At 69.8% G+C, this 12,740-nt stretch carries 12 protein-coding genes and 1 pseudogene; 4 read left to right on the forward strand and 9 right to left on the reverse strand.

Features of this window, described 5'->3' with window-relative positions:
- Window positions 1-70 precede the first annotated feature (70 nt).
- Entirely contained in the window at window positions 71-916 is an 846-nt protein-coding gene (locus ACWBNA_RS39320) for a spermidine synthase (protein WP_482709355.1), read from the reverse strand.
- A gap of 101 nt (window positions 917-1,017) precedes the next feature.
- Window positions 1,018-2,187: an elongation factor Tu gene (gene tuf, locus ACWBNA_RS39325; RefSeq protein ID WP_482709356.1), complete on the reverse strand. Its 1,170-nt coding sequence runs from the start codon at window positions 2,185-2,187 to the stop codon at window positions 1,018-1,020.
- A gap of 319 nt (window positions 2,188-2,506) precedes the next feature.
- Here tuf and ACWBNA_RS39330 point away from each other — a divergent pair, with 319 nt between their 5' ends.
- Window positions 2,507-3,298, forward strand: a complete 792-nt coding sequence (locus tag ACWBNA_RS39330; protein WP_482709357.1) for a TVP38/TMEM64 family protein — start codon at window positions 2,507-2,509, stop codon at window positions 3,296-3,298.
- 4 nt (window positions 3,299-3,302) lie between these two features.
- Here the strand turns inward: ACWBNA_RS39330 and ACWBNA_RS39335 are convergent, their stop codons facing one another.
- Window positions 3,303-4,472 (reverse strand): thiolase family protein, encoded by a 1,170-nt coding sequence (locus ACWBNA_RS39335; RefSeq protein ID WP_482709358.1) that lies wholly within the window; start codon window positions 4,470-4,472, stop codon window positions 3,303-3,305.
- A gap of 126 nt (window positions 4,473-4,598) precedes the next feature.
- Here ACWBNA_RS39335 and ACWBNA_RS39340 point away from each other — a divergent pair, with 126 nt between their 5' ends.
- Window positions 4,599-5,069: a winged helix-turn-helix transcriptional regulator gene (locus ACWBNA_RS39340; protein ID WP_482709359.1), complete on the forward strand. Its 471-nt coding sequence runs from the start codon at window positions 4,599-4,601 to the stop codon at window positions 5,067-5,069.
- 143 nt (window positions 5,070-5,212) lie between these two features.
- Window positions 5,213-6,088 carry an undecaprenyl-diphosphate phosphatase gene (locus tag ACWBNA_RS39345; protein WP_482709360.1) on the forward strand — a complete coding sequence of 292 codons (876 nt, stop codon included), beginning with the start codon at window positions 5,213-5,215 and terminating at the stop codon, window positions 6,086-6,088.
- A 228-nt stretch (window positions 6,089-6,316) separates the two neighbouring features.
- Here ACWBNA_RS39345 and ACWBNA_RS39350 read toward each other — a convergent pair whose 3' ends face one another.
- From ACWBNA_RS39350 to ACWBNA_RS39360, 3 genes are read right to left on the reverse strand one after another with little or no spacing between them, the layout of a single operon-like run.
- Window positions 6,317-6,607, reverse strand: coding sequence for a hypothetical protein (locus ACWBNA_RS39350; protein WP_482709361.1), 291 nt, complete (start codon window positions 6,605-6,607; stop codon window positions 6,317-6,319).
- Window positions 6,604-7,047, reverse strand: a complete 444-nt coding sequence (locus ACWBNA_RS39355; protein WP_482709362.1) for a hypothetical protein — start codon at window positions 7,045-7,047, stop codon at window positions 6,604-6,606. The genes ACWBNA_RS39350 and ACWBNA_RS39355 overlap by 4 nt, the downstream gene beginning before the upstream one ends.
- A complete protein-coding gene (locus tag ACWBNA_RS39360) occupies window positions 6,999-7,742 on the reverse strand; it encodes a sacsin N-terminal ATP-binding-like domain-containing protein (protein ID WP_482709363.1) in 744 nt (247 codons plus the stop codon). The genes ACWBNA_RS39355 and ACWBNA_RS39360 overlap by 49 nt, the downstream gene beginning before the upstream one ends.
- 321 nt (window positions 7,743-8,063) lie before the next feature.
- Between ACWBNA_RS39360 and ACWBNA_RS39365 the strand changes: the two genes are divergently transcribed.
- Window positions 8,064-9,488 (forward strand): hypothetical protein, encoded by a 1,425-nt coding sequence (locus ACWBNA_RS39365; RefSeq protein ID WP_482709364.1) that lies wholly within the window; start codon window positions 8,064-8,066, stop codon window positions 9,486-9,488.
- Window positions 9,489-9,530: 42 nt separating this feature from the next.
- Here the strand turns inward: ACWBNA_RS39365 and ACWBNA_RS39370 are convergent, their stop codons facing one another.
- From ACWBNA_RS39370 to ACWBNA_RS39380, 3 genes and pseudogenes are all read right to left on the reverse strand, one after another.
- The gene (locus tag ACWBNA_RS39370; RefSeq protein WP_482709390.1) at window positions 9,531-9,848 is read right to left on the reverse strand and encodes a tyrosine-type recombinase/integrase; all 318 of its coding nucleotides are present in this window, start codon (window positions 9,846-9,848) and stop codon (window positions 9,531-9,533) included.
- Window positions 9,734-10,295 (reverse strand): annotated as a pseudogene (locus tag ACWBNA_RS39375) (helix-turn-helix domain-containing protein); the annotation flags it as partial. The gene ACWBNA_RS39370 and the pseudogene ACWBNA_RS39375, both read right to left, overlap by 115 nt.
- Window positions 10,296-10,939: 644 nt before the next feature.
- The gene (locus ACWBNA_RS39380; RefSeq protein ID WP_482709365.1) at window positions 10,940-12,628 is read right to left on the reverse strand and encodes a serine/threonine-protein kinase; all 1,689 of its coding nucleotides are present in this window, start codon (window positions 12,626-12,628) and stop codon (window positions 10,940-10,942) included.
- Window positions 12,629-12,740 lie beyond the last annotated feature (112 nt).

A 12,740-nucleotide genomic window follows, 5' to 3' on the forward strand; every position in this document is an offset into this window, starting at 1 on the left:
TGTCGGTCCTGGCCGGCCGGGCCGGGACCGGCAGAGCGGGGCAACCGCCGTGCTGTGCGCCGACGACGGGTCAGCCGATGCCGAAGGCCCCGCCGGGAGGCACGGGGGACGGTACGGCGTCCTCGTCCCGCACCGGTTTCGCGCCGCCGGTGAACTTCCGCAGGGCGGGCCCGTGTTCGACGCGGGCCGGGAAGGCGTCGGAGGCCGTGCGACGGGCCAGGGCGGACGTGTCGAGCGGGAGGTGGGCGGCGACGAGTACCGCGTTGCCGAAGCGGCGACCTCGCAGCACGGCCGGCTCGGCGATCACCATCAGCTCCTCGAACACCGCGGCGAAGGTGGCGAGTTGGGAGCGGAGGAAGTCGAAGGGCGCGGCGTCGGCCAGGTTTGCCAGGTAGACGCCGTCACCGCGCAGCACCCGGGCGGTCTCGCGGGCGTAGGTGACGGACGTCAGGTGCGCGGGCACCCTGGAGCCGCCGAAGACGTCGGCGACGAGGACGTCCGCGGATTCCTCGGGGGCTGATTCCAGCCACGCGCGGGCATCGGCGGCGTGCAGCGCGATCCCCGCGCCCTCGGACAGCGGCAGGTACTCACCGACGAGTTCCAGCAGGCCCCGGTCCGCCTCCACGACGTCCTGTCGCGAGCCGGGCCGGGTCGCCGCCAGATACCGGGGCAGGGTGAGCGCGCCCCCGCCGAGGTGCAGCACGTCCAGCGGACGCCCCGCCTCCGCGACGATGTCCAGAACATGCCCGAGCCGCCGCGCGTACTCGAACTCCAGATGCTCCGGCTCGTCCAGATCGACGTACGACTGCGGCGCCCCGTCGACCGTCAGCAGCCACGCCCGCTCCCGGTCGACGTCGGGCATCAGCTTGGCGGTCCCGTGGTCGACGTCTCGGGTGACGGGTATGGGCTCGTTCACCTTCACATTGTGCCTGTGCCGCGGCGCGCCCCTCAGGCGTGCGAGGGGGACTGCGCGACCGTGCCACGACGGCCCCGCGGTCCCCCACACACCAGCCGTCCTCAGACGACGGCAGTCACCGTCCCCGCCCCGACGGTCCTGCCACCCTCACGGATGGCGAATCCGAGCCCCGGCTCCAACGGCACCTCGCGCCCGAGTTCGACGGTCATCGTCACCGTCTCCCCGGGCCGCGCGACAGCGGCCTCCCCCAGGTCCACGTCCCCGACCACGTCCGCCGTCCGGATGTAGAACTGCGGCCGGTAGCCGGTGGAGACCGGGGTCGTGCGCCCGCCGTCCCGGCCGGACAGCAGATACACCCGCGCCGTGAAGCGCCGCCGGGCCGGCACGCTCCCGGGCGCGGCCACCACATGCCCCCGCCGCACCGCGTCGCGCGGCACGCCACGCAACAGCAACGCGACGTTGTCCCCGGCCTGGGCCTCCTCCATGGGCTTGCCGAACGTCTCCAAGCCGGTCACCACACTCTCCACTCCGGCGCCGAATACCTCGACCCGGTCGCCCAGGCGGAGCGTCCCCCGCTCGACCGCGCCCGTGACGACCGTGCCCCGGCCGGTGATCGTGAGCACGTTCTCCACCGGCATCAGAAACGGGGCGTCCAGATACCGCTCGGGCATCGGTACGTACGTGTCCACCGCGTCGAGCAGCGCCTCGACGGACGCGGTCCAGCGCGGGTCCCCTTCGAGGGCCTTGAGCCCGGAGACACGTACGACGGGTACGGAGTCACCGCCGTAGCCGTGCGCGGTGAGCAGGTCGCGGACCTCCAGTTCGACGAGGTCGGTGAGCTCCTCGTCGGCCATGTCGGCCTTGTTCAGCGCCACGATCACGTGGTCCACGCCCACCTGCCGGGCGAGCAGCACGTGCTCGGCGGTCTGCGGCATGATCCCGTCGAGCGCGGACACGACGAGGATGGCCCCGTCGAGCTGCGCGGCGCCGGTGACCATGTTCTTGACGTAGTCGGCGTGGCCCGGCATGTCCACGTGCGCGTAGTGCCGGGTGTCGGTCTCGTACTCGACGTGCGCGATGTTGATGGTGATGCCCCGCGCCGCCTCCTCCGGCGCCCGGTCGATGCGGTCGAACGGCACGAACGTGCCGGACCCGCGCTCGGCCAGCACCTTGGTGATGGCGGCGGTCAGGGTGGTCTTGCCGTGGTCGACGTGGCCCATCGTGCCGATGTTCAGATGCGGTTTGGTGCGCACGTACGCCGTCTTGGGCATGGCGATACCTCGAAGCCTCTTGGTGGAACTCGTGGAATGCGGGGACCCCGAGGACTCGCCGACCCTCCCCCTGCGGGGTCCGCCGGACGATCCGGAGAGGGTCAGCTTCGGGCGCCGTCGACGGCGGTGAGGAAGACGAGAGCGGCAGCCTTCGGGGCATCCGCGACCGCGGATGCTGCGAGGAGGAAGGCGAACCGGTACATGACGCAGATCATGGCCGACGCGTTGTCCCACGTCGAATGGTTTTCGGCGGTGCCGGACCGCACAACGGACGCCCTCCATACGGCGATCACACATACTCGTCGGTTAGTGTCGCCGAATGCTCGATGCCACCAACCGCTCTGGGGGCACCGCCACGGCCACTCCCCGGGCCGCCGCCACGGAGTTCGCCGTCGCCGTCCCCGCTCCGGAGCTCGCCGTAGCCGCTCCGGTGGGCCTCGCCGCGCGCTGCTCGAGAGTGCTGTTCTCTCCGTGGTCGCGCCTGTCCCTGCTCATCGCCCTGCTCGCGAGTGCCGCGGCGACGGTGCTGCTCTTCGAACCGCAGCGACTGCTGGCGGACGGTTGGCCACCGCAGCTCGGCGGAGCCGCGGCGGCGCTGGTGTTCGCGGCGGCGTACGGCCTGTGCACGGTCGCCTTCGTGCCCCGCCCGCTGCTGAACCTCGGGGCCGGCGCGCTGTTCGGCTCCCAGCTGGGTGTCGGCTCGGCCATCGCGGGCACGGTGCTCGGTGCCGGGCTCGCCTTCGGTCTCGGCCGGGTGCTCGGGCAGGACGCGCTGCGCCCGCTGCTGCGCGGCCGGTGGCTGAAGGCCGCGGACGGGCAGCTCAGCCGGCACGGCTTCCGTTCGATGCTGGTGGCGCGGCTGTTCCCCGGAGTGCCGTTCTGGGCCGCGAACTACTGCGCCGCCGTCTCCCGCATGGGCTACGTGCCCTTCCTCGTGGCGACGGCGCTCGGTTCCATCCCGAACACCGCCGCGTACGTGGTCGCGGGTGACCGCGCCTCGGCGCCGACCTCACCGGCCTTTCTGATCGCGATGGCCTGCATCGCGCTGCCGGCGCTGGTGGGCGCGGTGGTGGCCTGGCGCAAGCGGCACCAGTTGCGCGGGGCGCGGTAGCCGGTTACACGGACTCCAGGACCATCGCGTTGGCGAGCCCGCCCGCCTCGCACATCGTCTGCAGGGCGTAGCGGGCACCGCGCTCGCGCATCGCGTGCACGAGGGTGGTCGTCAGCCGGGTGCCGCTCGCTCCGAGCGGGTGGCCGAGGGCGATCGCGCCGCCGTGCACGTTGACCCTGGCGAGATCGGCGCCGGTTTCCTGCTGCCAGGCCAGGACCACGCTGGAGAAGGCCTCGTTGACCTCGAACAGGTCGATGTCGCCGAGCGACAGGCCCGCCCTGCGCAGGACCTTCTCCGTCGCCGGGATGACGCCGGTGAGCATCAGGACCGGGTCGGAGCCGGTGACCGCGAAGCTGTGCAGCCGGGCGAGGGGGCGCAGGCCGAGGCGGGCCGCGGTCTCGCCGGACGTGATGAGCACGGCGGACGCCCCGTCGTTGATCGGGCTGGCGTTGCCCGCGGTGACGTTCCACTCGATCTGCGGGAAGCGCTCGGCGAAGTCGGGGTCGAAGTAGGCGGGCTTCAGACCGGCCAGGATGTCGGCGGTGCTGCCCGGTCGTACGCACTCGTCACGGGTGACGCCCTCCAGGGGCGCGACCTCCGCGTCGAACAGGCCCGCGTCCCAGGCCGCGGCGGCCTTGTGGTGCGAGGAGAGTGCGAAGGCGTCCATCCGCTCACGCGCGATCGACCACTTGGCGGCGATGAGCTCGGCGCTGATGCCCTGCGGGACGAGGCCCTCCGGGAAGCGCTCGGCGACTCCGGGGCCGAAGGGGTCCTTGCCGGCCGGCACGTTCGACCACATGGGCACACGGCTCATGGACTCCACCCCGCAGGCGACGACGAGGTCGTACGCGCCGGAGATGACGCCCTGGGCCGCGAAGTGCACGGCCTGCTGGGAGGAGCCGCACTGACGGTCCACGGTGGTCGCGGGGACGGTCTCCGGGAAGCCCGCCGACAGCACGGCGTAGCGGGTGGTGTTCATGGCCTGTTCGCCGACCTGGTCGACGGTGCCGCCGATGACGTCGTCGATCAGCGCGGGGTCGACGCCGGAGCGCTCGACCAGGGTGCGCAGGGTGTGGGCGAGGAGTTCGACGGGGTGGACGTGCGCGAGGGCGCCGTTCGGCTTGCCCTTGCCCACGGGAGTGCGTACGGCTTCGACGATCACTGCGTCGCGCATGGTGCGGCCTCCAGGATGACTGCCCGGGCTGTCGGCGGCTACCGGCCGACTACCGGTGAGTAGGAAATCCGAACTCACCATAGCCTCGTAGGTTGGAAATTCAAACCCTCCCCTAGACTGACTTTCATGGCCGCCACCAAGGACCCGCGCCCCTGCTCCATCGCCGACGCCCTCGCACTCGTCGGCGAGAAGTACTCGCTGCTGGTCCTGCGGGAGGTGTGCCTCGGCAACAGCCGCTTCGACCAGCTGGTGCGCAACATCGGCGCCCCCCGCGACATCCTCGCCACCCGGCTGCGCCGACTCGTGGACGCCGGGATCCTGACGAAGAAGGCGTACAGCGAACGGCCACAGCGCTTCGAGTACCGGCCGACGCAGGCCGGACTCGAACTGGAGCCGGTCCTCATGACCTTGATGGCGTGGGGCGACCGCCACCTGCGCGACGGCGACGACCGCCCGATGGTGATCCAGCACTCCTGCGGCCAGGAACTCAGCCCGGTCGTCACCTGCCGGGCCTGCGGCGACCCGCTCCACCACGAGGACCTGACGGCCCGCCCCCAGACCGAGGGATGGACGGTGGCCGGGCCGACAGCCGCCTAGTCCGCGCTGCCGGTTCCAAACCCCTGTGCCAATGCCGTCACTTCAGGACGCTACGCTGCCCCTCGACACTCCGATCACCGCATCCGGTGGTCCGGTGCGCCCGCCGCTCCTCACCACGATCAGCGCTTGGACTCCGTAACTTCATGTCTTGGTTTGAATCCCTCATCCTCGGACTCGTCCAGGGGCTGACCGAGTTCCTCCCCGTCTCCTCCAGCGCGCACCTGCGCCTGACGGCGGCCTTCTCGGGCTGGGAGGACCCGGGCGCGGCCTTCACGGCGATCACCCAGATCGGCACCGAGGCCGCCGTCCTGATCTACTTCCGCAAGGACATCGGGCGGATCATCTCGGCCTGGACCCGTTCGCTCACGAACAAGGAGATGCGCGCCGACCACGACGCGCAGATGGGCTGGCTGGTCATCATCGGGTCGATCCCGATCGGTGTGCTGGGCGTGACGCTCAAGGACCAGATCGAGGGCCCGTTCCGTGACCTGCGGATCACCGCGACGATGCTGATCGTGGTCGGCGTGATCATCGGTGTCGCCGACCGGCTGGCGGCTCGCGACGAGAGCGGCGGCCGGCACCGCGCGGCCAAGCAGCGCAAGACCCTTGAGGACCTGAGCGTCAAGGACGGCCTGATCTACGGCCTGTGCCAGGCCTGCGCCCTCATCCCGGGCGTCTCCCGTTCCGGCGCCACCATCAGCGGCGGCCTCTTCATGGGCTACCAGCGCGAGGCCGCGGCCCGCTACTCCTTCCTCCTCGCCATCCCCGCGGTGCTCGCCTCCGGTCTGTTCGAGCTCAAGGACGCGATGGAGAGCGACCACGTCTCCTGGGGCCCGACGATCTTCGCAACGGTGATCGCGTTCGCGGTCGGATACGCCGTCATCGCCTGGTTCATGAAGTTCATTTCCACGAAGAGCTTCATGCCGTTCGTCTGGTACCGCATCGCCCTCGGTGTGGTGGTGATTGTGCTGGTCAGCATGGGTGTGCTCAGCCCGCACGCGGGCGAATCCGGCGGCTGAACCAGGGCCGCACAGGCAGCGCTATCTTGCATTTCCTAGCGCCTGATTGCAGCACCACGCCATGATCATCTCCCACTTGTCTCCCACTCATCTCCCACCGGGGAGGCGGGATACGCCCCACTAGGGCGTGTGCGTCCGCAACGTAGGGGATGACGCGGAAGGGCCCGCACTCCGTGCGGGCCCTTCCGTATAGAGGGTGGAACGGGTCATCTGAGGTTCATGTCCGGCCTAGGCCGCGGCCCTCTCCATGAGGAAACGCAGCCGTTCGTCCACCGTGTCCCAGGCATCGCCGGTGAGGGCGTCCAGCGCGGCGGCCGTGAGGGTGAGCCGGCCGAGGCGTGCCTCCACGTCTTTCACACGTTGCCGTACGGGCCGGTCAAGGCGCTCATGCAGACCGACCCTCGGGCCGGTCACCGTCGCGGCCTCCAGCTCCAATAGCGAGCGGCGAGCAGTGCCTCGCGGGCTGCACAACGCCGCATCCAGGACCCTGCGGGCGGCGCCGGCCTGGATGACCATCATGCTGACGTTGTGGGTGACGCCGCGCCGACGAACGCCAGGCACGGATGGTCGAGTTGGAGGGACGGAGGGCGGAGGAACTGCGCCGCGCCGCCGAGCAGGAGCGGGCCCGGATCGCCCGCGAACAGCCGCCAGATACGTATCCCGGACGCCACCGCGGCCAAGGGAACCAGGATGAGGAACGGCACGTACTCGGTCGGGACGTCGGGCAGTTCCGGATTGCGGGCCAGGAGACTGATCACGAGCAGGACCGCCGGGACGCTCGCCAGGGTCGGCACCGGGTACGGGCTGTGCACGACGGCGCTGTAGGTGGCAATCACGAACATGTAGAAGATGCTTCGCGCCAGGCTGTCCGGGGCCATGAGCGAAGCGGCCACGACGCCCCACAGAACGGTCAGCGGGAAGCGCCGGCGCAGAGCCAGCGGCACGGTGGCCACGAGCATCGGCCCGACCGCGCCGAACCACGTGCTCGCTCCCTCCGGGCGCACCCGCAACATCCCCACTCGGCAAGCCACGCGTCCACCTCGTCCGCGCCGAGCACGCCCGGCTCCAGCGGAACCCCTAGAACCGTCCAAGTGTCGCTGGCGAACCAGTCGGGCGCCGGGAACGGCTCGGCCACGGAAATGTCCGGATCCCCGACGCGAAACCGGTAATGCCCGCAGTGAACTCCCAGATGCGGGGAGAGGGACTGGAGGGTCATCAGGCCGATCCCGAACCTGCCGGTGGATTCCGCCTGCTCTGCCTTGCTTGTCAGCCAGGGCATCGTCAGGGCCAGAACGTCCGGCAACCATACGGGGCTGCCGTTGTGGGCGACGAGGAGTTCCTGTCCCCTCGTCAGAATGCGTACGTCCGTGGCGCCGAGGTCCTCGGCATTCTGCACGATCTTCGAGAGTCCCTGGAGACGGTCGCTCGACAGATTGCCGGCGTGATCTCGGGTACGTCTCAGCGCGTGCCGTACTTGACCGTCCAGTCGCGCGAACCGGCTACCGAGTCGCTCGACCGCCGCCTCAGTCGCCGCCTCACCCTCCGGCTCCGGTACGACGGCTCCTTCTGGGATGCCCTCCATGGAGAAGAGCGCATCGGCGGACGCAATTCCCCTCTTCCGCGGCCCTTCGACGCACCGCTTCCCCGTGCTCATCCCTGTCCCCGCTTACCTCGGCGCTCCCCCACGACACAGGGTGCTGAGCCCAGCGCAATCAGCGCATGCCAACGCAAGGACCTGCCGCCGTACGATCCGAGCCCAAAGAGCATCCCCGGCACGCTGTTCGACGGGTTGAGCCCGGCAAGCCACCTACACCATTGGCTGACCTCAGCAGGACCAGGTTCGGGTGGTGGAACCCGAACGGGCGATGGGAAGCGCTCCGAGGCTATTCATCGGCCCTACCTTGGTGGTCTGCCCGCAGCTCGTCGAGGTGGAGCCGAAGCTCGTGAAGTACACGCTGACTGAACAGCAGGCGCCATGCTCCGCCAGATCGGTGCAGCGTCCAGTGCCGTGCCCATCGCTCCCAAGAGTTCGAACACGGCTTGGGCCCTTGAGCAGCGTGGGCTGATCAAGCGGAGCTGGCGCGGTAGCGGGCACGTCGCCGTGGTGACGTCGGACGGCCGCTACTTCCTCAAACATGGCAAGCATCCCAAGGAGGTCCGAGCCGAGAAGGAGCGCTTGGCCGGTGATGCCGAACAGGCCGAGCGCGCTCCTACCGACGGAGCCGAGCTGATCGCTCGACTGCAGTCCGCGACTATCTGGAAGCTCACCGTCCCTGATCCGGGCCCGCGGACCCGGGGGCGGTGGCGGGCGGCCTTCTACGACGCGCTCCATCACGATCACGTGCCAGGAGAGCTCAAGCTGCGCTGGACCGGACGGCAGCGTGGCGACTGCGTCTTCACGTTGGTCGACGAGGAAGCCGAGAGAGCTGCGCAACCGCCGCCGGTACCGACCATCGACGTCCCCGACGTGCTGGGCCGTCCCCATCAGCTCGTCCGTGCCACGTGCAAGGCCCTCGGCAGGTCCAAGACCGTAGTCGACACCCGCGGGACGCCCGAGGTCATCCCTCTGCATGTGTCGCGGGAGCAGGCCGACCGTGCCCTGCGGATCATGCACGCGCTCCTTACCGAGGCGGAAAGCCGCGGCTACCAGGTGGAGACCCGGACCGATCTCCATCGCGGCCAAGCCGAACACCAGATGGTCATCGTCATCCGCGGACACGCGCTCCCGCTCGCGATCACAGAGCAGACGACCAAGGTGCCACACGAGCCGACCGCTCAGGAGATCCGCCAACAGCTACGCAATCCTTGGACGCGTATCCCCAAGTACGACCACGAGTTCAACGGACGCCTCGAACTCGGTGCGCCCGCCAAAAGCTGGTACCAGCATTCGTACACCCACAGGGACAGCGCACGGTGGACGCTGGAGTACCGCCTGGGGCACCTTCTGCACGATCTCGAACAACGTGCCGAGGCGGCCGAACGACAGCTGCGGGAAGAGGAACTCCGCAAGGCCGAGCAGCGACGCCGCTGGTACGCGGCCGTTGCGCAGGCACGGGTGCGACAAGTTGAGCGGCATCGAGCGAATGTCCTGGTCGAGCAGATGGAGGCACGGCGTCGGGCCGACGAGATCCGCGCCTTCTGCCGCGCGGCCCGCACGAGAGCCGACGGCGCATCCGCTGCGGCGGAGGAGCTGGAGTGGCTGCAGTGGGCTGAGGCGTACGCAGACCGGATTGATCCACTGTGCGCGCCGCTGGGAACTCCGCCGGATCCCCCGGCCAGCCGTGAGGCTCTGCGCGGACTCCTTCAGGGCGATCTCTACACCCATCCCTGGCCGTTCGACAGCAAGGGGCGCTGGGCGCCGCCCGAAGAGGATGTCGCACGCCCCCCCCTGATCAGGTAAGCGCCTCCGCCCTGTCTGTGAAGGGACAGGGCGGAGGATCGTTCATGCGGCGATGGTGAGCGGAACGTCCAAGCGCTCCCCGGCACCAATAACGGCCTTGTGCGCGTCCGGTTGAAAGTGAGCGTAGCGCTGGGTGCTCTCGGAGCTCTCGTGGCCCAGGAGGTGCTGGACCTCGTAGAGCGAGACACCCTTCTGGACCAGCCACGAGACGCAGGTGTCGCGCATGGAGTGCGGCGGGTAGTGCGGGAGGTCGGGTGCGCGGTCGCGCCCAGGATCCGGATCCGGCGGCTCGCGTGCTCGATCGCAGCGAACACGTACAAGCGGACCCCGGACAGAGTAACGGCCTCCAAGATTTCCCAGACCGCAGATGCTGCCACCTTCACCCCCGAGTACGAGCAGCTCACCGTGCAGGCGCCGATAGCCCCACCTTGGATTTTCCCTGGCCAGGCGCAGCACCAGCGCCCGAATCGAGCGCACGGTGCCGGGCCGGCCTCCGCGCTTCGGCCGGGACTGGGAAGCGTGTCGGCGGGCGATGACGTTGCGGTGCCAGCGCAGTACCGTGTCCGGCCGCACCAACAGCCGCATCCGGCGCAGCACTTCCCGTGGCAGGCCATGCAGGAGCGACGCCAAAAACGCCCGGTCGCTCGCGTGGAACCGGACCTGCTGCCCGTTCAGCTGCCGTTCCAGAACGCCGATCTGGTGGCGCAGTGCGAGGATCTCGGCATCTTTCTCCCGGTCGCCCATCGGCAGCAGTCGCAGCATCGCGAACGCGTTCGTCACACCCAGGTACGCCAGTCTCAGCAGCACCATCGATCATCATGCGGCGCCAACCGGTGCCGCGCGATACCGGCGACTCGATCGGCCTCGGCCAACGCCCAAACCCGATCCCACCTGCGTGGACGAGGTATTCGGCAAGGGCACCGCTCGCAGTGCCGTACAGGCGCAGGTTCATACGTTCTCCACAGTGGATAGCGCGGTCTGGTCGGCCGGGCCCGGGGTCCCGGCACGGAGGCCGCGGCGAGGAAGGCGCTGAAGGCCCAGGGTCGTGAGGAGAACGAGCGGAACCGGCTGGCCAAGGAAGCGCGCCGAGGTGACTCATCGGTACACGAACGAGACTCGACGGGGACACCGATAAGACGCCGACTGATGCCGGTGCACCTCTTGGGTTCTGCGCACGTCCTCACGGTGTCTCACGCACGCCCCGACAGTGCAGCACTGGCGTCGCACGCAGAGCCTTCGGAGGACTCACCTGTGCAGGGATGTCGGGTGGCGTCTCCCAGGAGACACGGCTGGCACCACAGGGACGCCGTTCGTACTTCGCTGCGGCTCTTCTGGAAGGCCCGGTTGGCGCTTCCGCCACCTGCTGGGCTTGGAGATTCCGGCCGCATTGCGGCGTTGATCGCGGGCCAAACGCCTCCACCCGCCGCTTCAGCGGCGTGGCCGTCAGCGCGCTACTGGTAGACGGTGGTGATCGGCGTGGAGACGCTGGCTCCGCTGCTGGGGGCGGCGTAGGAGATGGTCCACACGGCGGATGTCTTGTTCGGGTAGCCGTACAGGTAGCCGCCGTTGTCGCAGCCGTAGTTCAGGCGCTGTCCCGCCAGCGTCGCGGTGCCGCCCCCGGCGAACGAGCAGCGGGCGCCGTTGGCCAGGACAAGGATGATCGGTTCGATGTCGGGTCCGCCCGGCATGTGGTTGTTGTTGCCGGGAAAGCCCTCAGCGACCGACAGCTCGACCATGCGGTCGGGGGCTCCGTCCATGCACAGCGCGCTGGTGTCCGAGGGATCGGAGTCCGGGGAGAAACACGGGTCGAGGATCCGATCGCCGGCGGTACAGCGCCAGGCGTCCGTGCGCATCGTGGATTCGGCGGTCCCGAAGCAGGAGCCGCTGGCCCGGTCGGTGATGGTGATGCCGGTTGCCGGAGTACCGCCCGGTGACCAGGGACTGAGGGTGACCACCTGGGTCTGCGCCGGCGCGGACGAGGCCGCGGCCGTCGGGGTCTGTGACTCGCTGGTGGCTGGATGAGCGAGGCGTGACGTGGTCGCTGCCGGTTCGGCGGCAGGCGTGGAACGGGCCGCAGTTGCCTGTGGGGAGTGGGTGGCGCGCGCGGGGGCTTGGCCCGAGGCCAGCGCGAACCAGGTGCCCGTCGCGGCCGCGGCAAACACGGCTGCCGCGGCGACGATGAGCCATGCGCGCCTGCCGGGACGGCGTATGTCGGGAGCGGGCCAGGCGGGGTCTTCCACGGTCGGAGGGTGCCACTGCTCGGCGATCAAGTTCGGGACCTCAGTCGGCCGGTCGTGGACATCTCCGAGGACCTGGGTCGCCTGCTCGCCGAGCAGTTCGCCGCTCTTCTGTGCCACGACGGCGGACGACGGCCGGTAGCCCGGGTCTTTGGCGAGACACGCCGTCACCAGACTGAGCAAGTCATCGGGGACGCCGGCGAGGTCCGGCTCGGCGCTGAGGACGCGGAACGCGACGGCCTCGGCGTTGCCGGTGCCGAAAGGGTGGCGGCCGGTGGCGGCGAAAGCGAGCAGCGCACCCCAGGCGAAAACGTCCCCGGGCGGCCCCGTAGTGCCGTCCCGGTAGTACTCGGGGCTCAGCCAGCCCGGAGTCCCGGTCAGCATGCCGGTGCGGGTGACCGCGGTGCCGTCGGCGACGTGGGCGATGCCGAAGTCCAGCACCCGCGGCCCGTCTGGGGCCAGGATCACGTTCGCGGGCTTCAGGTCGCGGTGGACCACCCCGGCGGCGTGCACGGCTGCGAGTGCCCCGGCCGTACCTGCCGCGAACAGGTGCAGCTGGATCCCGGTCAGCGGCCCGTGTACCGCCGTGTGATCGCCGAGCGTCGAGCCGGGTACGTAGGCAGTCGCCAGCCACGGAATGTCCGCTTCGGGATCGGCCTCCAGCAGCGGTACCAGGCACGGACCCGAAACCCGCCGCAGCACCGTGACTTCGCGCCGGAACCGGGCCCGGAACTGGTCATCCGCCGCCTGCCCGGCGTGCACAGCTTTCACTGCTACCCGCTCGCCCCGCTCCCCGACCGCGGCGTACACGGTGCCCATCCCACCCGCGCCCAGCACCCCGACCACCCGGAAACGCCCGATGCGGGCCGGGTCCGAAGCACGACGAGCAGCAATCCGCGACACGAACAAGACCCCTGCCGAGAGCGATTATGGACGAGATGTGAACCCTAGCGGGGATCGCCGACACCGCACGCCAGTTGGCAACAGATGGGATCCGTCCATGCCTTGCTCGCCC

Source organism: Streptomyces sp. Q2 (assembly GCF_056820935.1).